General features: G+C 65.4%; 17 protein-coding genes and 1 pseudogene. 7 read left to right on the forward strand and 11 right to left on the reverse strand.

Translation table 11 applies throughout. From position 1 onward, the window contains the following. The first annotated feature begins 198 nt into the window (after positions 1–198). The gene (locus ACK2SD_RS20505) at positions 199–420 is read left to right on the forward strand and encodes a putative quorum-sensing-regulated virulence factor (RefSeq protein ID WP_029614599.1); all 222 of its coding nucleotides are present in this window, start codon (positions 199–201) and stop codon (positions 418–420) included. 7 nt (positions 421–427) lie between these two features. Here ACK2SD_RS20505 and ACK2SD_RS20510 read toward each other — a convergent pair whose 3' ends face one another. Genes ACK2SD_RS20510 through ptsP form a run of 3 tightly spaced genes read right to left on the reverse strand, consistent with a single transcriptional unit; the run spans position 428 to position 5,967 of the window. Further along, positions 428–2,167 carry a PTS fructose-like transporter subunit IIB gene (locus ACK2SD_RS20510; protein WP_317870737.1) on the reverse strand — a complete coding sequence of 580 codons (1,740 nt, stop codon included), beginning with the start codon at positions 2,165–2,167 and terminating at the stop codon, positions 428–430. Beyond that, positions 2,164–3,114: a 1-phosphofructokinase gene (gene pfkB / locus ACK2SD_RS20515; RefSeq protein WP_412460706.1), complete on the reverse strand. Its 951-nt coding sequence runs from the start codon at positions 3,112–3,114 to the stop codon at positions 2,164–2,166. Before pfkB ends, ACK2SD_RS20510 begins: the two co-directional genes overlap by 4 nt. After that, a complete protein-coding gene (gene ptsP / locus ACK2SD_RS20520; RefSeq protein ID WP_412460707.1) occupies positions 3,115–5,967 on the reverse strand; it encodes a phosphoenolpyruvate--protein phosphotransferase in 2,853 nt (950 codons plus the stop codon). 278 nt (positions 5,968–6,245) lie between these two features. Here ptsP and cra point away from each other — a divergent pair, with 278 nt between their 5' ends. Together cra and ACK2SD_RS20530 are read left to right on the forward strand one after the other, a co-directional pair. Continuing rightward, positions 6,246–7,238, forward strand: coding sequence for a catabolite repressor/activator (gene cra / locus ACK2SD_RS20525; protein ID WP_342649685.1), 993 nt, complete (start codon positions 6,246–6,248; stop codon positions 7,236–7,238). A gap of 2 nt (positions 7,239–7,240) precedes the next feature. After that, the gene (locus tag ACK2SD_RS20530) at positions 7,241–8,029 is read left to right on the forward strand and encodes a TatD family hydrolase (protein WP_412460708.1); all 789 of its coding nucleotides are present in this window, start codon (positions 7,241–7,243) and stop codon (positions 8,027–8,029) included. An 18-nt stretch (positions 8,030–8,047) separates the two neighbouring features. Here the strand turns inward: ACK2SD_RS20530 and ampE are convergent, their stop codons facing one another. The 3 genes from ampE to ACK2SD_RS20545 all read right to left on the reverse strand — a co-directional run bounded on the left by ampE (position 8,048) and on the right by ACK2SD_RS20545 (position 11,660). Next, positions 8,048–8,878, reverse strand: a complete 831-nt coding sequence (gene ampE, locus ACK2SD_RS20535; RefSeq protein WP_039575334.1) for a regulatory signaling modulator protein AmpE — start codon at positions 8,876–8,878, stop codon at positions 8,048–8,050. Beyond that, a complete protein-coding gene (ampD, locus tag ACK2SD_RS20540) occupies positions 8,875–9,435 on the reverse strand; it encodes a 1,6-anhydro-N-acetylmuramyl-L-alanine amidase AmpD (RefSeq protein WP_412460709.1) in 561 nt (186 codons plus the stop codon). The genes ampE and ampD overlap by 4 nt, the downstream gene beginning before the upstream one ends. 83 nt (positions 9,436–9,518) lie before the next feature. After that, positions 9,519–11,660, reverse strand: a complete 2,142-nt coding sequence (locus ACK2SD_RS20545) for a DUF1631 domain-containing protein (protein ID WP_412460710.1) — start codon at positions 11,658–11,660, stop codon at positions 9,519–9,521. 217 nt (positions 11,661–11,877) lie between these two features. Between ACK2SD_RS20545 and nadC the strand changes: the two genes are divergently transcribed. Continuing rightward, a complete protein-coding gene (gene nadC / locus ACK2SD_RS20550; RefSeq protein WP_304484718.1) occupies positions 11,878–12,726 on the forward strand; it encodes a carboxylating nicotinate-nucleotide diphosphorylase in 849 nt (282 codons plus the stop codon). A gap of 83 nt (positions 12,727–12,809) precedes the next feature. Here the strand turns inward: nadC and trxB are convergent, their stop codons facing one another. Beyond that, on the reverse strand, positions 12,810–13,772 hold the full coding sequence (gene trxB / locus ACK2SD_RS20555; RefSeq protein ID WP_039575324.1) for a thioredoxin-disulfide reductase: 963 nt from the start codon (positions 13,770–13,772) through the stop codon (positions 12,810–12,812). Between the two features lie 364 nt (positions 13,773–14,136). On the opposite strand from trxB, the gene cysZ reads away from it, so the two are divergent. After that, positions 14,137–14,874 (forward strand): sulfate transporter CysZ, encoded by a 738-nt coding sequence (gene cysZ, locus ACK2SD_RS20560; RefSeq protein ID WP_295486550.1) that lies wholly within the window; start codon positions 14,137–14,139, stop codon positions 14,872–14,874. Positions 14,875–14,904: 30 nt separating this feature from the next. Here the strand turns inward: cysZ and ACK2SD_RS20565 are convergent, their stop codons facing one another. Together ACK2SD_RS20565 and ACK2SD_RS20570 are read right to left on the reverse strand one after the other, a co-directional pair. Further along, positions 14,905–15,438, reverse strand: coding sequence for a methyl-accepting chemotaxis protein (locus tag ACK2SD_RS20565; protein ID WP_412462346.1), 534 nt, complete (start codon positions 15,436–15,438; stop codon positions 14,905–14,907). A gap of 60 nt (positions 15,439–15,498) precedes the next feature. Then, a pseudogene (locus ACK2SD_RS20570) lies at positions 15,499–16,221 on the reverse strand (PAS domain-containing protein); the annotation flags it as partial. A 178-nt stretch (positions 16,222–16,399) separates the two neighbouring features. Between ACK2SD_RS20570 and ACK2SD_RS20575 the strand changes: the two are divergent. Next, positions 16,400–17,614 carry a glycosyltransferase family 4 protein gene (locus tag ACK2SD_RS20575; RefSeq protein ID WP_412460711.1) on the forward strand — a complete coding sequence of 405 codons (1,215 nt, stop codon included), beginning with the start codon at positions 16,400–16,402 and terminating at the stop codon, positions 17,612–17,614. A gap of 21 nt (positions 17,615–17,635) precedes the next feature. Here the strand turns inward: ACK2SD_RS20575 and ACK2SD_RS20580 are convergent, their stop codons facing one another. Beyond that, entirely contained in the window at positions 17,636–18,118 is a 483-nt protein-coding gene (locus ACK2SD_RS20580; protein ID WP_029614589.1) for a glutathione peroxidase, read from the reverse strand. A gap of 142 nt (positions 18,119–18,260) precedes the next feature. Further along, positions 18,261–18,746: an FKBP-type peptidyl-prolyl cis-trans isomerase gene (locus tag ACK2SD_RS20585; protein ID WP_039575313.1), complete on the reverse strand. Its 486-nt coding sequence runs from the start codon at positions 18,744–18,746 to the stop codon at positions 18,261–18,263. Here ACK2SD_RS20585 and ACK2SD_RS20590 point away from each other — a divergent pair. Continuing rightward, on the forward strand, positions 18,745–19,047 hold the full coding sequence (locus tag ACK2SD_RS20590) for a DUF3565 domain-containing protein (RefSeq protein WP_412462347.1): 303 nt from the start codon (positions 18,745–18,747) through the stop codon (positions 19,045–19,047). The genes ACK2SD_RS20585 and ACK2SD_RS20590 overlap by 2 nt on opposite strands. Positions 19,048–19,060: the final 13 nt, after the last annotated feature.

The raw sequence follows: 19,060 nt of genomic DNA on the forward strand, positions 1-19,060 counted from the left end.
GTGATAGTCCCCCAAGAAGAGAGCAGCCTTCGTGCCAAGTCGAAGGATAAAAATAAATCCTTTAATTTCAATAAGTTGAAATTAAAGGCTCATTTCACGACTGCAGCGTTCTGCATGATCGCCGCTTAGGGGCTCGTGCAGATTGCAGGGTGAGCCGAATACTGTATGGTCGGGTTTTCAGCGCAACGGGCCGCACAGATGAACCCCGAACTCTTGCAACTGTTGGTCACTCGCTCCATGCCATTCGGCAAGTATCAAGGCCGACTCATCGCCGACCTGCCAGGTGACTACCTGGCCTGGTTCGCCCGCAAAGGCTTCCCGCCCGGGGAACTGGGCGGGCTGCTGGCCTTGATGCACGAGATCGACCACAACGGCCTGGGCGATCTGTTGACGCCGTTGCGCGCCAAACGGCGCGGTTGAATGTCGGTCAGTTGACCGACGCAGGCGCCACCACCAACTCCGCTTGTTCACGCTTCTTGAGCAGCGCATAGACCACGGCCGTCACCACACTGCCGGCCACGATCGCCAGCAGGTACAGCAGGGCATGGTTGATGGCGTTGGGAATCAGCAGCACGAACAACCCGCCGTGCGGCGCCATGAGCTTGCAGCCGAAGTACATCGACAGCGCACCGGTCAGCGCGCCGCCGGCGATGCTCGCCGGGATCACCCGCAACGGGTCTTTGGCCGCGAACGGGATCGCCCCTTCGGAAATGAAGCACAACCCCAGAACCAACGCCGCCTTGCCCGCCTCGCGCTCGCTCTGGGCGAACTTGCGCCGCGCCAGGAAGGTTGCCAGACCCAGGCCGATCGGCGGCACCATGCCCGCCGCCATGGTCGCGGCCATTGGCGCGTAGCTGGACGAGGCCAGCAGCCCGACCGAGAAGGCATAGGCCGCTTTGTTGATCGGCCCGCCCAAGTCCACGCACATCATGCCGCCCAGCAGCAGGCCGAGCAGGATGGCGTTGGTGGTGCCCATACTGTCGAGAAAGCGCGTCAGCCCTTCGAGCATTGCCGCCACCGGATGACCGACCACGTAGATCATCACCAGGCCTGTGAATAGGCTGGCCAGCAGCGGAATGATCAGGATCGGTTTGAGCGCTTCCAGGCTGCTGGGCAGGCGCGCCCAGCGGCTGATCGCCTTGGCGCTGTAACCGGCCAGGAAGCCGGCGACGATACCGCCGATGAAGCCCGCGCCCAAGGTGCTGGCCAGCAGCCCACCGATCATGCCCGGCGCCAGGCCCGGACGGTCGGCGATGGACCAGGCAATGTAGCCGGCCAGCATCGGCACCATCAGCTTGAACGCCGCTTCGCCGCCGATCTGCATCAGCGCGGCAGGCAAGGTGCCTGCCTCTTTGTAGGCTTCGATGCCGAAGACGAACGACAAGGCGATCAACAGACCACCGGCCACCACCATCGGCAGCATGAACGACACGCCCGTCAGCAAGTGCTTGTACACCCCAGCCTTCTCGCCCTTGGCCGGCGCCTGGGCGCTGGCGGCGTCAGCCGTTTCGACACGCCCCTCGGCCAACGCCTTGTCCAGCGTGGCGCGTGCCTGTTTCAAGGCGATACCGGTGCCGCAGCGATAGATGCGCTTGCCGGCAAAGCGCGCGGTGGGCACTTCGATGTCGGCGGCCAACAGCACCACGTCGGCCTGGGCGATGGCCTCGGCCGACAGCGGATTGCGTGCACCGACCGAGCCCTGGGTCTCGACATTGAAGTCGTAGCCCAGGTCGCGCGCCGCTTGCTGCAGCGCTTCGGCAGCCATGAAGGTGTGCGCCACGCCAGTCGGGCAGGCGGTGACGGCGACGATACGCGGCGCGGCATGGACGTGCGCAGGCTCGGCAGCGACGCTGTGCTCCAGCACCTGGGCCTTGGCCGCCGCGTCGTCGAGGAAGTTTTCCCGGTCAGCCAAGGCCTGGGCCGGCGTGCTCTGGAACAGGCGCTTGCCGACGAAGCGGCTGAGGTCCACGGTCCCGGTGCTGACCACCAGCACCCAGTCAGCCTCGGCGATCTGCGCCGCACTCAGGCGTCGCTCGGGATGGTCGGCATCCCACACCTCGACGCTGGTGCTCCAGCCTCGACGCTGCGCTGCCGCCGCCAGCAGGCGCGCACTCAATACACTCGACACCTGGCCATTCGGGCAGGCGGTGACGATCGCGATGTTCATCGGCGAGCCTCTTGTTGTTGTTCGGTCAGTTGCACGGCGGCCTCCAACTGCGCGAGTTGCTCGCGATCAGTGATCCCGAAGCCAACCTGGGTCACCGCCTGGGCGGCGATGGCGGTGGCGCGGCACAGGGTCTGGCCGGCGTCTTCGCCCAGTAGCAGCCCGTGCACCATACCGGCGACCAGCGAGTCGCCCGCGCCCACGGTACTGGCGACGCTGACCTTGGGCGGCTGGGCATGCAGGGTGCGCTCGGCGCTGAACCAGTTCACGCCTTGGGCGCCCTGGGACACCACCACGTGGCCGACGCCGCTGCCGAGCAGACGCTGGGCCGCCGTCTGCTGAGCGGTGAAGTCTTCGACGCCACTGCCCGTCAGTTCAGCCAACTCGTCGGTGTTGGGCTTGATCAGCCAGGGCGCTGCCTGAAGACCGGCACGCAGGGCCTCGCCGCTGGTGTCCAGCACCACCTTCAGCCCTTGCGACTTCAGTTGCTCCAGCAGGTGAGTGAACCACTGCGGGCTGATACCGCGCGGCAGACTGCCCGCCACCACCACCAGCGCATGTTCGCCCGCCAGCGCGGCCAGGCGTTCGAGCAGCTCGGCCTGGGCAGTTGCATCCACCTGCGGTCCTTGCCCATTGACGTCGGTGACTTGCCCGTCCGCTTCGACCAACTTGAGGTTGGTGCGGGTTTCACCGTCCACGCGTACGAACGCGTCGACAAAACCGCGCTGGGCAATCAGCGCCTCGAAAGGCTGCGGATTGTCGCGCCCGAGAAAGCCGCCGACGGTGATCTGGTGGCCGAGATCAGCCAGCACCTGGGCCACGTTCAGGCCCTTGCCAGCGGCGTGGCAACGCTGCTCCGTGGCGCGATTGACCGCACCGATGCGCAGGCGCTCGACGCTGACGGTGAGGTCCAGCGCCGGGTTGAGGGTCAGGGTGAGAATCTTGGCCATTCAATAACGCTCCACCAGCGCCCGTACTGCCTCGGCGCTGTCTTGTTGCAAGGCCTCGCGCGCCAGGGCGCAGGCCGTCGAGTAATCGGCCTGGCGGACCAGGGCCTTGACTTCGGCGATGCTGCGCGGCGAAACGCTGAGTTCATCGACCGCCAGCCCCAGCAGCACCGACACCGCTTGCGGGTCGGCGGCCAGCTCGCCGCACACGCCCACCCACTTGCCTTCGGCATGGGCGGCGCGCACGGTCATGTCGATCAGTTGCAGCACGGCCGGGTGCAGGCCATCAGCCTGGGCCGACAGGCTCGAATGGCCACGGTCGATGGCCAGGGTGTACTGGGTCAGGTCGTTGGTGCCGATGCTGAAGAAATCCACTTCGCGAGCCAGTTGCGGGGCCAGCAGCGCCGCCGAGGGCACTTCGATCATGATGCCCACCTGCAGGTCGGCCACTGGGATGTCCTGGCGCAGGCGCTCGACCATAGCCTTGGCCGCTCGCCATTCGTGCATCTGCCCGACCATCGGGAACATGATGCGCAGCGGTCGGTCGTCGGCGGCCTGCAGCAGTGCGCGCAACTGGTCTTCCATCACCTGCGGACGCTGCAGGGTCAAGCGCACCCCGCGCACGCCTAGAAACGGATTGTCCTCGGCGGCGATGGGCCAGTACGGCAGCGGCTTGTCGCCCCCCACATCGAGGGTGCGCACCACCAGGGGACGCCCTTGCAGGCCATCGAGCACCCGGCGGTACTCGGCTTCCTGGGTGGCCACGTCCGGCACTTGCGGATGGGCCATGAAGATCAGTTCGGTGCGCAGCAGACCGACGCCTTCGGCGCCCTGTTCGACCACTTTGTCGATGCCGCTGCTGTCGCCGATGTTGGCGAACACTTCGAGGGCATGGCCGTCACGGGTCACTGCCGGCGCGTGACGCTGACTCCAGGCCGCCTGCAAGCGTTGCTCGCGCTGGTCGCGCTCGGCCAGCGCACGCTGCAACTCGTCGGCCGGCGGCGCCACGCTGACCTTGCCGCGCTGGCCATCGAGGAGCAACGCCGTGCCGGGCTCGAGCAACAGGATCGCTGCGCCCGCACCGACCACGGCAGGAATGCCCAGGGCGCGGGCGACAATGGCGCTGTGGGCGGTGGCGCCGCCATGGGCGGTGACGATACCGGCGACCCGCTGCGGGTCCAGGCGCGCCACGTCGGACGGCCCGACTTCGGCCATGACCAGCACGTAGGGCTGCTGCGGCTCAGCCTGCTCGGTCACGCCGCACAACTGGGCCAACACCCGCCGGCCGACATCGCGCAGGTCGGCAGCGCGCTCGGCCAGCAACGCATCGCGCAGGGCTTCCTGCTGGCTGGCGGCAGCCTCGATCACCGTCATCCAGGCCGCTGCGGCGCTCTCACCCTGGGTCAGGCGCTGATCCACTTCGTCGGTCAGGGCCGGATCGGCGAGCATTTCCTGGTGGGTGACGAAAATCTCCGCGATGGCCTTGTCGCTGCGCTGTACCAGCGCCTGCAACTCATCGTTAACCGCAGCCAAGGCAGCGCGCAGACGCGCGCGCTCCTGGGCGCAGGATTCGCCGCGCAGTGGGTAGTCGATCTCGCGTTCGACGCGCACGTGGGCCGGGCCGCTGGCGATACCCGGCGCCGCACCGACACCCTGCACTTGAGTGCCCGGCAGCGGCGCCTGGAGGGTTTCGGGTACGGGCTGCGGGGCAAGCTCAGGCGTGCTCGGCAGCGGCTCGACGTCCTCGCCCAGGCCTTGCTCGATGGCCGCCAGCAGCACCGGCAGCGCGTCGGCGGCGATGCTCGGCTCGGCGATCAGCTCCAGTTCCTGTCCCCGGCGGGCGCCCAGGGACAACAGGCGGCTCAGGCTCTTGACCGAAACGCCAGCCTGACCGCTGTCGGTCACACGGATACGGATCTCGCCGTCGAACCCTTTGGCCAACTGCGCCAGTACCTTGGCGGGGCGCGCATGCAAACCGTGAGGGTTGGCCAGCATCACCCGGACACTGGGCCAATCGGCTGGCACCTCGCCGCCCAGCACCTGAAGCACATCACGGCTGCTGGTGGCCTGGTAGAGGGTCTGACCCCGACCTTCGATGAGCACCTGGCACAGGCGCTCGAGCAACGCCTGGTGTGCAGCGCCTAGACTGGCCAGGCAGAACAGGCCATTGAGCGGCTGGTCGCGGTGGCGCAAGGGCTGCTGCGGGGTCACGAAGGCCAGCCCCGGTTGCAGCACCTCGCGCTCGCTGTGCAACCACCACAAGCCCTCGCCCAGCGGCAGCGGCTCGGCCTGTTGCAGCAGCGCGGCAAAGCCACTGTCCACACACCCTGCGCGTTGCAGCAGGCGAGCGCCGCGCCAGGCCAGTTCGTCGAAGTCGTCAGCGGGCAGGTTCAGGCTGATCAGTTGGGCGTCCAGTTCCAGTTCGCGTGGTGCGCCCTGCAACAGCTTGAGCAGCGCGTCGGCGGAACTGGCGCGTCGCAGCGCCTCGGCCAGGTCGGTTTCACCCAAGGCACGGGTGAGCAGTTGCAGCAGGCGCAAGTGCTCGTCCGAGCGCGCGGCGATGCCGATGGCAAGGTAGACGATCTGACCGTCGCCCCAGTCGACGCCGTCGGGAAACTGCAAGAGACGTACACCGGTGGCGAACACCAGGTCGCGGGTCTGCGGCGTGCCATGGGGAATGGCGATGCCCTGACCGAGAAAGGTGGAACCTTGCGCCTCGCGGGCCTGCAACCCGTCGAGGTATCCCTCGGCGACCAGACCATCGGCGACCAACCGGTCCGCGAGCAGGCGCAGCGCCGACGCTTTGTCGACGGCCATCTGGCCCATGGCTATCTGCTCATTGGCGAGCTCGAGCATGACCCTCTCCTTTTGCAGTACCCGCAGTCGGGAACTGAGGTTATTGTTGTGGGATTCAACGTATTTTTCATCCTGGGGCTTTCAGGGCAGACCCCAATTAATGGATGCTGAAACGTTTAATCTGACGAGGCCGCCACGTTACTCGATAATCTGCGTGGGAAAAAGCCCCAGTTTGTCGGAACAATTGCGACAATGGTCGCCTGCACTTGGACACAATTGCGGGTAAGACTACCTCACCACGCGTCTCCGACTGCCTCGGTAATAACAAGGAAAATGCGGTGAAACTCAGCGATATCGCACGTCTGGCCGGTGTCTCCGTGACCACTGCCAGCTATGTCATCAACGGCAAGGCCGAACAGCAGCGCATCAGCAGCGCCACCGTCGAGCGGGTGCGCGCCGTCGTCGCAGCCCATGACTTCACACCCAATCCCCAGGCTGCCGGCCTGCGCAGCCGTCACACGCGGACTCTCGGCTTCATCTTGCCGGACCTGGAAAACCCCAGCTATGCGCGCATCGCCAAGCAACTGGAGCAAGGCGCGCGTGCCCGTGGCTATCAGTTGCTGATTGCCAGCAGCGACGACCAGCCCGAAAGCGAACGTCAGTTGCAGCAGTTGTTCCGCGCCCGCCGCTGCGACGCGCTGTTCGTCGCCAGTTGCCTGCCGGCAGAGGACGACAGCTACCGCGAGATGCAGGCCAAGGGCCTGCCGGTGATCGCCATCGACCGCTGCCTGGACCCCGAGCATTTCTGCTCGGTGATCAGCGACGACCACAATGCCAGCCGCCAGCTCACCGACAGCTTGCTGCTCACCGCGCCGCGCAGCATCGCGCTGATCGGCGCACGCCCGGAACTGTCGGTGAGTCAGGCCCGTGCGGCGGGCTTCGACGACGCCTTGCTGGGCTTCGCTGGCGAGGTGCGACGCCAAGAGGGCGAGGCGTTCAGCCGCGCCTGCGGTCAGCGACTGATGCAGGCGCTGCTGGACGAATTGGGCGGCCTGCCCGACGCCTTGATCACCACCTCGTACGTGCTGCTGCAGGGCGTGTTCGATGCCCTTCAGGCACGCGGCAGCGAAGCCCGGCAATTGCAGTTGGGCACCTTTGGCGACAACCAGTTGCTGGACTTCCTGCCGCTGCCGGTCAACGCCATGGCGCAGCAGCACGGGCAGATCGCCGCCACTGCCCTGGAACTGGCGCTGGCCGCCATCGAGCAGAAGCGCTATGCGCCAGGGGTGCACGCGGTGGCGCGGACCTTCAAGCAGCGCATTGCGGTCTGAGCATGCGCCTGATCGACACCCACACCCACCTGGACTTTCCCGACTTCGACGCCGACCGCGAGCGCCTGCTGGCCACCGCGACGGCGCGCGGCGTCGAGCGCATGGTGGTACTGGGGGTTGATCAGCAAAACTGGCAACGGGTGTGGAACCTGGCCTGCCATGACACGCGCCTGCCCGCGGCGCTGGGTCTGCATCCGGTGTACCTCGCCCAGCATCGCCCGGAACACCTGACGCAGCTGCGCCAATGGCTGGAGCGCCTGCACGGCGATCCGCGCCTGTGCGCCGTCGGCGAATTCGGGCTGGACTATTACCTTCCAGCGCTGGACAAGGCGCGCCAGCAGTCGCTGTTCGAAGCGCAGTTGCAGATGGCCTGCGATTTCGACCTGCCCGCCTTGCTGCACGTGCGCCGCAGCCACGCCCAGGTGATCGCCACCCTCAAACGCTACAGACCGTCACGCGCGGGCATCGTCCATGCCTTCGCCGGCAGCGCCGAGGAGGCGCGTGAGTACATCAAGCTCGGCTTCAAGCTGGGCCTCGGCGGCGCCGCCACCTGGCCCCAGGCGCTGCGCTTGCGCAAGACATTGCCGCGTCTGCCGCTGGAGAGTCTGGTCCTGGAAACGGACGCGCCGGACATGGCACCGGTCATGCACCCAGGCGTGCGCAACAGCCCCGAGCACCTGCCGGACATCGCCCGCGCCCTGGCCGACATCATGGGCGTCGAGACGCAGGTGCTGGCCGACGCTACCCGCCGCAACACCTGCGAGCTGTTCGGCTGGCCGCACGACGACTGACCGGCGTCGCCCCAGTGCTCACAGCAGCACCGTCCACAAGGCGAACCCGGCATACCACAACACCGCGCTGCGCAGCAGCAGTTCCCACAGACTGTCCAGACGCGCCAGTGCGCTCTGCGCCTCTTCCTGCTCAGGAATATCGTCGGCCACCCTGCCTACGCGAGCGATCAGTTGCCCGGCACTGAGGTGCCAGTTGAGCAACTCGTGCAGCATCACCCGCGTCACCGCTACGAAGTTGCCGACCAGCGCGAAACTCAGCGCCAGCACCCGTACCGGTAGCCAGTCCATGAGGTGACGCAATTGCACCGCACGCGCTTTGAGCGCGGGCTGATGAGCGTGGGCGGCGCTCAGGGCGAGCAACCGGTAGCCGAGCGCCGCGGCCGGCCCCAGCAGGACATACCAGAAGATCACCGCGAAAAAACTCTGGTAGGCCTGCCACAGCAAGTTGCCCTGCACCCGGACCAGAAGGTCGCGCGGATCGTCTGCGGCCAGGCCCAGGTCGCGCTCGGCCACATGCAGGGCGGCCTGTTCGTCGCCGCGACGCCAGGCATCGCGAAACGGTCCGAGGGCCGCCTTGGTATCGCCGCGACCGAGGCTGTAGAGCAGGACCAGCAGGTGCACCGGCAGCGCCAGCAAGCCATAGGCCACTGGCTGCAGCACGTACAGCAGCAATGCCAGCAGCAGCACGGGCGCCAGCACCAGCAGCACCAGACTCCAGTCGGCCGACACGCGTCCTCGGCGCTCCAGGCGCGCCAGCTCGGCGAGGAAAAAGCCGTCTCGCTGCAGACGATGGCGCCACGCCGAGAACTGCTCGACCCAGAGGATCAGGACCAACACCAGAAAACTCATACCGCATCCTCGTTCAGCGCGGCGCGGTAACGCCGCCAGTCGAAAGCCGGGCCGGGGTCGGTCTTGCGCCCCGGCGCAATGTCGCTGTGACCCTGGATGCGCTCCAGATCGATCGCCGGCCATCGCTGGCGGATCTGGCGCGAGAGCTGGACCAGAGCGTCGTACTGGGCATCGGTGTAGGCCAGCGTATCGGTGCCCTCCAGCTCGATGCCGATGGAAAAGTCGTTGCAGCCTTCACGGCCGTCGAAACGTGACACCCCGGCATGCCAGGCGCGGTCGAGCAGCGACACGAACTGGGTCACGGCGCCGTCGCGTTCGACGAACAGGTGTGCCGATACGGTCAGGTGCGCGATGCTGTCGAAATAAGGATGCTCGGCGGGATCGAGGCGATTCTGGAAGAACTGTTGGACTTTGCCGGTGCCGAAACAGGCTGGCGGCAAGCTGATGTTGTGAATCACCAGCAGGGAGATCGCCTCGCCGAGGGGACGGGCGTTGAAATTGGGCGAGGGGCAGTGAGTGACACCGCTGAACCAGCCGCTGGCGCGATCCAATTGCATGAGGCAGATCCTGAAAGACGCCGGGAACAAGGCATCAGTATGCCCCGGCCAGATGACGCGTGCATGTGAATGATAGCCCCGGCTCAACGCACTTCGGCTGAACGCAGCTCCTCCAGCACGGCCTCCAAGGCGCGCTCGAACAGCAAGCCGTCATCCAGCACCCGCGCCTCGCCTCGGCGCAGCGCCAGGGCCAGGCCAGCGCTGCTCCATTCGCGCACTTTCATGCCGGTGCGATTGGCGAAGACCAGCCGATCGCTCCCTTCGACGCGTGCCACCAACTTGCAGCGCAGCGGCTCATCTTCGTCATGCAACTCGACCCACGTGCCCAGGCGCAGGCGCCTGACCTGCTGCAACTGCAGGCTGTGCGCCGCCAACGGCGGTACGCAACTGCCGGCCGGCTCCTCGGCGATGGCCAGGATGATCGGCTCACGTATCCGGACCTCGTCGATCTCGCCCTGCCATTGACCGGGCTCGGCGCAAGCGCGCAGGTGCAGACGCTCCAACTCCATGAAGAACGCCCGTTGTACGGCCGAGTCCAGCACCACCCCGGCCAGGCCATCGCGCAAGGCCTTGAGCAGGCCAGGCAACTGCTCGATCAAACGTTGGCGCGCCGGGGGCTGGGGCCGCACGGTGATGCTCTCGAGCAAGGCGTCCAGTGTCGCCAGGCCGTGCTCCCAGGCTTGCGAGCCTTCGCCATGCTTGAGCCAGGCGAGCAACAACACCTGACTCCAGCACTCCATCAGCATGGTCTGCACCACGCGTGGCACCAGGCGCCCGCGCAAGCGGCGGTCGAGTTCCAACTGGACCTGTCGACGCGCCTGCAACGCACGCGCCCGCCCCTGTTCGGCATCACGGGTGCGCTGTTCCAGCAACTCGCTGCGCCGACGCTCTTCTGCGCTGAACTGCAGGAACTCCTCGAGCACATCGTTAACGACCTGCAGGTCGTCGTCGAAATCGCTGAGCAGGCGCTGGATGACACGTTCCATCCGCGCATGCAGCGCCTCGCCGGCGCCCTCCCAGTCGATGGCCATGGCGGCGATTTCGTTGAGCAGCCGACGCGCGGGATGACTGGTGCGGCTGAACAGACTTTTGTCCAGCAAGGCCACCTTGAGCAGGGGAAGGTGCAGACGGACCAGCAGCGCCCGCAGGGCTTCGGGCAGGTTGTCGTCGCGACGGACATGATCGAACAACAGTCCGATGAGGTTGATCAAGTCTTCATCGTCCGTGGCCAGGCGCCGCCGGGTGCCACTGCGTACGCCAATGCGCAGCAGCAGTTGCTCCAGTTGCTGGCCGAGATCGAAATCATCGGCCTCGACCGGTTCCGGCAGGTAGTGCTGCAAGTGCGTGAGCAGGCGCAACAGGTCCGCAGTACCGATCGCCTGTGCCGCCGCCACGCTCTGTACGCGTGGGGCGAGGCGACCGCGACGGGGCGCCAGCAGGTCCTGCAGCGACGCGAAGAAGGCCTGTCCGGCGCGGTCGGCATCCAGGTCAGGCCCGCCAATCAAAGAGGTCGGACCGCAGCGTCCGACCAGCGCCCGATCCTCGACGCGCCGACGCGGCCCCGGCGCCAGATGCCCAAGCACGCCGGCGGCGGCCAGCAATTGGTTGGCCTGGGCGTACAGCACATCGACATCGCGCAGCACGTAGCGCTCGAACAGTTGCAGCAGGATCAGTTTGACCCGCAGGCCCACGCCCAGCTCGCGGCCCGCATCGAGAAAATAGCGACACAGACAGGCAGGCCCGAGGGGATTGCCGTGCACCTGCACGGGCCGGTCGAGCAGCGCGGTGAAACGCTGGCTCAGTTGTTCCAGGGCGAACCCATCGCGCGCCAGCACGCGCTCGACCATCGCCCCCACTGCCAAGGTGCGCTCGCGCGAAGATTTGCCGATGGCCAGGTCGAAGTTTCCCAGCGGGTCGATCTGACCGAGTTGCAGGAAGGTGTCGTGAAGGGTGTCGAGAAAGGCGCGCTCGATACTTTTACGCTTGAGCCGCAGATCGCGCATGGCTTCGAAATACAGGTGCTGCGGATCGCCACCGCCGGCCTTGTCGGCCATCTCGAAGAGGGTGTCGTCGGCGTTGTCGAACAACGCCTGGAGCCCCTGGCGCAAGTGCAACGCGGCTTTGTCACGCACTTGCAGGAGGACCATGGGAAGGCCAGGCAAGGGCGCTGGCCGCCTGCTGTCGAGGGTCACCCCGAAGGGGCCCACCCTGCCTTCATCGCGCATCCCGAACTCCTTGCTGGGTACTGATCGACAGTCAAATTCGATTCGTCAAAGCGATGACGTCAAATACAAGGCGTCATTATTGATGAAAAAGATGACAGCTGCCAACACGCCCTGCCGAGTACGCGACCCGGTGCACAGTTATCGACATCGGCTTGCACGGCTGTAAAGCGTGGTCCCCTGCCCTATAATCGGCGCCACTTTGCTTGTGGAGCCGACCATGCCGAACCTACGTCTCGCCGACCTCACCGCCGAAATCGAAGCCAACGTGCGCCGTGCACTGCTCGAAGACGTCGGCAGCGGCGACATCACCGCCCAGCTGATCCCTGCCGAGCGGTTGGCCAAGGCCACCGTCATCACCCGCGAGCGCTGCGTGATCGCCGGTACCGCCTGGGTCGACGCGGTGTTCCGCCAGCTCGATCCGCGCGTAGCCGTGCACTGGCGCGTGGTCGACGGTGAGCAGGCTGAAGCCGACCAGGCGCTGTTTCATCTCGAAGGACCGGCGCGCTCGCTGCTCACTGGCGAGCGTTCGGCGTTGAATTTCCTGCAAATGCTCTCAGGCGTGGCGACCCGCGCACGCTTTCTGGCCAACCTGGTCGAAGGCACCCAGGTGCGGCTGCTCGATACCCGCAAGACCCTGCCCGGCCTACGCCTGGCACAGAAATACGCCGTGACCTGCGGCGGTTGCGACAACCACCGCATCGGCCTGTTCGACGCCTTCCTGATCAAGGAGAACCACATTGCAGCCTGTGGCGGCGTGGCCGAAGCCGTCGCAGCCGCACGGCGCATTGCGCCCGGCAAGCCGGTGGAGATCGAGGTGGAAAGCCTGGACGAACTGCATCAGGCGCTGGCAGCGGGCGCAGATATCGTGATGCTCGACGAGCTGAGCCTGGACGAGATGCGTGAAGCCGTGCGCCTGAACGCAGGCAAAGCCAAGCTGGAGGCCAGCGGTGGGGTCAACGAAAGTACGCTGCGGGTGATCGCTGAAACCGGCGTGGACTACATCTCCATCGGCGCGATGACCAAGGATGTGAAGGCGGTGGATCTGTCGATGCGATTGAGCCTGTAACTGCGGCCCGTTCAGGTGGATCGCCGGGCTGCTGTCGTGGCCCAGCGATCGCAAACGCGGCGCGTTGCGCGCCGCGCCTTTTATCAGAACGACGCGTTGGCCAGGCCGTCCAGATAACGCTCCACATCCAGCGCGGCCATGCAGCCGGCACCCGCCGACGTGATGGCCTGACGGTACACATGGTCAGCCACGTCGCCCGCCGCGAACACACCGGCGACATTGGTGGCAGTGGCATTGCCTTCGCGACCGCCGCTGACCACCAGGTAACCATCCTTGAGCGTCAGTTGCCCTTCGAACAGCGACGTGTTCGGGGTATGACCGATGGCGATGAACACGCCATCGACCTTGATCTCGTCGCTGCTGCCATCGTTGTTCTTCAGGCGCGCGCCGGTCACGCCCATGTTGTCGCCGAGCACTTCGTCCAGGGTGGCGTTGAGCTTGAGTTCGATCTTGCCCTCGGCCACACGAGCGTGCAGCTTGTCGATCAGGATCTTCTCGGCGCGGAAGGTATCGCGGCGGTGCACCAGGGTCACTTTGCTGGCGATGTTGGCCAGGTACAGTGCCTCTTCCACCGCGGTGTTGCCGCCACCGACCACGGCGACCGGCTTGTTGCGATAGAAGAAACCGTCGCAGGTCGCGCAGGCCGACACGCCCTTGCCCATGAAGGTTTCTTCCGACGGCAGGCCCAGGTAGCGCGCGCTGGCGCCGGTGGCGACGATCAGCGCGTCGCACGTGTAGGTGCCGCTGTCACCGCGTAGGGTGAACGGCTTGTTGGCCAGGTCGACGGCATTGATGTGATCGAAAACGATCTCGGTCTCGAAGCGTTCCGCGTGCTCCTGCATGCGCTGCATCAGCGCAGGGCCGGTCAGGCCATGGGGGTCGCCCGGCCAGTTGTCCACTTCGGTGGTGGTGGTCAGTTGGCCGCCGGCCTGCATGCCGGTGATCAGCAGCGGCTTGAGGTTGGCACGGGCCGCGTACACCGCAGCACTGTAACCGGCAGGACCGGAACCGAGGATGATGACGCGGGAATGACGAACTTCGGACATGGCGTGCTCCTGTCGAGCCGGCCTGAACAGGCCGACACCGCTGTGCCGGCAAAGCCGGCTGGAAATGAAAAAGGACCTGCGCAGCACTTGGGGAAGGCTACTACGCGCAGGTCCGAAAACCTGGGGGCCACCTCCCACAGAGGGCTCGCGGCGTTTCGTGGCGTAAAGAAAGTGAACGCACTGTAGCGAGGTGGCAAAGAGTAAGGAAATATCCTTCGACAATCCACCTCATAGGCAGGCTCTATGCGCACGCGCCGTCGTTGCCGGTACTGTCGCTCAGCTTTGTTACAGAGGGTGTCGCGTCTTTCGCGGACGCCGCAAACTCGGTAAGGTCAGCGCGTTTTCCCTTCCGTGGAGCCATTCGATGCAAGCCCCCGTCCTGTCCGGCCCGCAGTACCTGCGCGAAGGCCTGAAGCTGGTTCTGAGCCCCAGTCTGCGCCTGTTCGTGCTGCTGCCGCTGGCGATCAACATCCTGCTGTTCGGCGGCCTGATCTACTTCGCCGGCCATCAGTTCAGCCTGTGGGTCGACACACTGATGCCGACCCTGCCCAGTTGGTTGAGCTTTCTCACCTACATTCTCTGGCCACTGTTCGTCGTGCTGGTGGTCCTGATGGTGTTCTTCACCTTCACCCTGCTGGCCAACATCATCGCTGCACCGTTCAACGGCTTCCTGGCCGAGAAGGTCGAGGTGGTGGTACGTGGCGAAGACCACTTCCCGGCGTTCAGTTGGGGCGAGCTGATGGCCATGGTGCCGCGCACGCTTGGCCGCGAGATGCGCAAGCTCGGCTATTTCCTGCCACGGGCCATCGGACTGTTCATCCTGTCGCTGATTCCGGTGGTGAACGTGGTCGCCGCGCCGCTGTGGCTGGTATTCGGTGTGTGGATGATGGCCATCCAGTACATCGACTACCCGGCGGACAACAACAAGATGAGCTGGCAGGACATGCTCGCCTGGCTGCGCCAGAAGCGCTGGCAGAGCCTGGGTTTTGGCGGCATCACCTACCTGGCGCTGTTGGTTCCGGGCGTGAACGTCTTGATGATGCCGGCGGCAGTGGCGGGGGCGACGGTGTTCTGGGTGCGCGAGCGCGATCGCCCACGCTGATCCGTCGCCCGCTCACCAGGGGTAGTGCGGTCAGTGGCTCAACTGATTGGAAAACTGCCCCACCGCGCTGACCACTTGCCGCGCCCCATCCTGAATCTCCACGATCACCTGGCCGGTCTCATCGGCCAGTGTCAGGCCTTGCTCGGCCTGACGCTTGCTGGTGTCGATGATGTCCACCGCCGCCTGGGCCAACTGCTCGTTCTGCTGCACCACGCGGGCGATTTCCTCGGTGGCGCTGCTGGTACGCGAGGCCAGTTGGCGGACCTCGTCGGCGACCACGGCAAAGCCCCTGCCCTGCTCGCCAGCGCGCGCCGCTTCGATTGCCGCGTTGAGCGCCAACAAGTTGGTCTGCCCGGCGATGTCGCTGATGGTCTTGATGATCGAACCGATCACTTTCGACTGCTTGTCCAGCGCCTGAATGCCTTCGGCCGCCTCCTGCATGGAGCGCTCCAGGCCACGCATCACCTCGACGGTCTGGGTCACCACCTCGGTCGCCTTGCGCGCGGCGGCATCGGTGTCCTGGGAGGTGCCGTAGGCCATGTCGGCGGCCCGCGCCACGGCCATCTCCTGATTCACCTGATCGGTGATCACGGTGGCGAACTTGACCACCTTGTACAGCACATCATGGGCATCGATGATCGGGTTGTAAGACGCCTCCAGCCAGACCACCCGCCCGTGGGCGTCGATGCGCTTGAAGCGCTCGACCACGAATTCACCGCGGCGCAGCTTGTCCCAGAATTGCTGGTAGGCCGCCGAATTGGCTTCCTCGGGTTCGCAGAACAGGCGGTGATGCTTGCCGCGGATCTGCTCGAGGCTGTAGCCCATCGCGTGCAGGAAACGGTCGTTGGCAGTGAGCACGATGCCGTCGAGATTGAACTCGATGACTGCCGTGGAGCGCATCAATGCCTTGATCAGGCTTTCGTGCTCACGCGACGTCTTGATGGTACGCGTCAGGTCGCTCGAATGCAGGCTGAAGCACTGGATGCGCCCGTCGGTGCCCTTGACCGGTTGCAGGATCGAGCGCAGCCAAGCCTCCTCACCGTTGCCTCGCAGCAGACGGAAGGCGCCGTTCAGGTGCTCGCCACGGGTGATGGCGGTCTTCATGCGCTGATAGAAATCCAGCGACTTCACATGCTCGGGAACGATGTCCTCGATGTTGCGGCCGATCAGGCGATCGCGGGTGTAGAGCATCTCCTTCTCGAAATTGCCGTTGGCCGACTCGATGCGCCCTTTGGGGTCGAGTTGCAGCACGAGCATTTCGCTGTCGAGGCTGTTCTTGATCTGCTCGATGGATTGCAGCTCCTCGCGCAGTTGCTGGATTTCTTGCTTCAGTTTGCTATTGAACATCACCGCTCTCCCCGAGCGCACGCGCCCGCCAATGGCATCTTCATCGGCGGAGACAAGACAGTCTTGAACCGCCGAAAAACAAATAATTGCGCAGCGGAAAAGTGCCGGAAAACAGGCGTCATAAGGCCATCATTTTTATGTCACATGACGGCAATCAAGCAGGCGGAAAATTTTTCACATGAATACACCGCCGCTACGCGTCACCCTGGTCAGCGAGACCTTTCCACCCGAGATAAACGGCGTGGCCAACACCCTGGGCCGGCTCAGCGATGGCCTGCGTCTGCGGGGGCATCTGGTCGAGGTGGTGCGTCCGCGCCAGGCCGGCGAAATGGCCACCAACGCCGACGATAGCCTGCTGCTGTGCCGTGGCTGGCCGCTGCCGGGCTACCCGGGACTGCAATGGGGCGAAGTGTCGATGCACAAATTGTGGCGGCGCTGGCGGCGGCAGCGTCCGGACGTGCTGTACATCGCCACCGAAGGCCCACTGGGCCTTAGCGCCCTGCGTGCGGCCCGACGCCTGGGCATCGCCGTGGTCAGCGGCTTCCACACCAATTTCCCGCAGTATTCCGGGCAGTACGGCCTGGGCCTGCTGGCCCGCCTGCTCACGCATTACCTGCGCTGGTTCCATCGGCGCACGGCCACCACTCTGGTGCCCAGCGCCAGCCAGCGCCTGGAGCTGGAACGGCGCGGCTTCGAGCGTCTGGCATTGATGGCTCGCGGCGTCGATGGGCAATTGTTCAATCCGGCAAAGCGCGACCAAGCGCTGCGTGATCACTGGGGGTTGGCGGCAGACGATATCGCGGTGCTGCATGTCGGGCGGCTGGCGGCGGAAAAGAACCTGGCCCTGCTGCAACCCTGCCTACGCGCCCTGCAACAGGCCCATCCACAGCGAAACCTGCGCCTGATCGTGGTGGGCGACGGGCCGCAGCGTGCGCAGTTGCAACAGCAGATGCCCGAGGCGATCTTCTGCGGCGCGCAACGCGGCGAAGTGCTGGCTCAGCATTACGCCAGTGGCGACCTGTTCCTGTTTCCCAGCCTGACTGAAACCTTCGGCAACGTGGTGCTTGAAGCGCTGGCCTCGGGCCTGGCGGTGGTCGCCTACGACGAAGCCGCCGCGGCCCAGCATATTCGCCACGGTCATAGCGGCGCGCTGGCCATGCCGGGCGATCAACCGGCGTTCATCGACGCCGCTTGCTGGCTGCTCGAGGACGACGAAACCCTGCGACGCGTGCGCCTCAATGCGCGCCAGCACGCCAGCCGCCAAGGGTGGCAGACGATCGTCGAGCAATTCGAAGGTCATCTGTATGCCGCCTGCGCGGCAAGTACCACCCACGATGCCCGGGCAATCAAGCCGCTGGCGATCAAGCCCGGTTCGACTGCCTCGAACAACTGAGCGTCAGCCTGGTCGGCGCGATCAGCCGAGCGCCTTCTCGATCGCCTGTAGCACGCTTGGCTCGTCCGGCGCGATGCGCGGGGCGAAACGCGCCAGCACACGGCCGTCCTTGCCGACCAGAAACTTCTCGAAATTCCAGGTGATGTCCCCCGGAAATTCGGCGCCCTCGCCCGCCAGTAGCCGGTACAGCGGGTGACGCTCGGGCCCATTGACCTCAAGCTTGGCACTGAGCGGGAAACTGACCCCGTAGTTCAGGCTGCAGAACGCCTGGATCTCCTGCGCCGACCCTGGCTCCTGTCCGGCAAACTGGTTGCAAGGCAAGCCGAGCACAGCGAAGCCCCGATCCTTGAATTGCTGGTACAGCTTCTCCAGTGTCGCGTACTGGGGCGTCAGGCCGCACTTGGAGGCGACGTTCACCACCAGCACGACTTGCCCCTTGAACGGCGCCAGAGGCAAGTCTTCGCCGTCGAGCGACTTCAGCGTCAGGCCGTGAAATGCACTCATGTTGATTTCCCTCTCAGGTGACCGATGGCCGTTGGGGCGAATGGCGCCCACTAAAAAGGCGCTCGACCAAGCCGTATACCCTCCCGTAGGGGCGGGTCGGCTTGCCCGAGCGCCTGACGACTCTCAGAGCTTAGCTGAGAAATCAGTGCTGATGGCCACCTTCGCCGTGCACGTGGCCATGGGCGAGTTCTTCCTCGCTGGCATCACGCACATTGACCACCTTGACCTTGAAGTTCAGGCGCTGGCCGGCCAGCGGGTGGTTGCCATCGACGGTGACGTCGTCGCCGTCGAGGTCACGGATGGTAACGATCTGCATCTGGCCGTCCGGCGCCGAAGCGTGGAACTGCATGCCGACTTCCAGTTGGTCGACGCCTTCGAACATGCTGCGGTTCAGGGTGCTGACCAGCTCGGCCATGTACTCGCCGTAGGCCTCTTCCGGCTCGATGGCAACGGTGAGTTCATCACCAGCCTGCTTGCCTTCCAGCGCCTTTTCCAGGCCCGGAATGATGTTGGCGGCACCGTGCAGGTAGACCAGCGGCGCGCCACCGGCGGAGCTGTCGATGGTCTCCCCGGCGTCGTTGGTCAGGGTATAGTCGATGGAGACTGCCTTGTTGGCGGCGATCAGCATGGGGCAAGACCTTTTGCAAAAGAATGTAGAGCGCACAAGTGTAACGAAGGGTTCGCCCGAATGCGAACGCGCAGCCGAGGGGGAACGCCCCATCAGTCGGATCGTCGGCTTCCAGCAAGACGAGAACGGCCATTGGGTGGTGGCACTTTCCTGCGGCCATACCCAGCACCTGCGCCATCAGCCGCCCTGGCAGAACCGAGCCTGGGTGCTCGACCCAGAGCAGCGCGCCGCCCGTGTCGGCCAGGTCTTCACCTGCGGCTGGTGCGCGAGAGGGGCTGATGGCGCTACCCTTGACCGTTGATTCCTTGCACCGC

Source organism: Pseudomonas sp. SC11 (assembly GCF_047039205.1).
GTDB lineage: Bacteria > Pseudomonadota > Gammaproteobacteria > Pseudomonadales > Pseudomonadaceae > Aquipseudomonas > Aquipseudomonas boreofloridensis.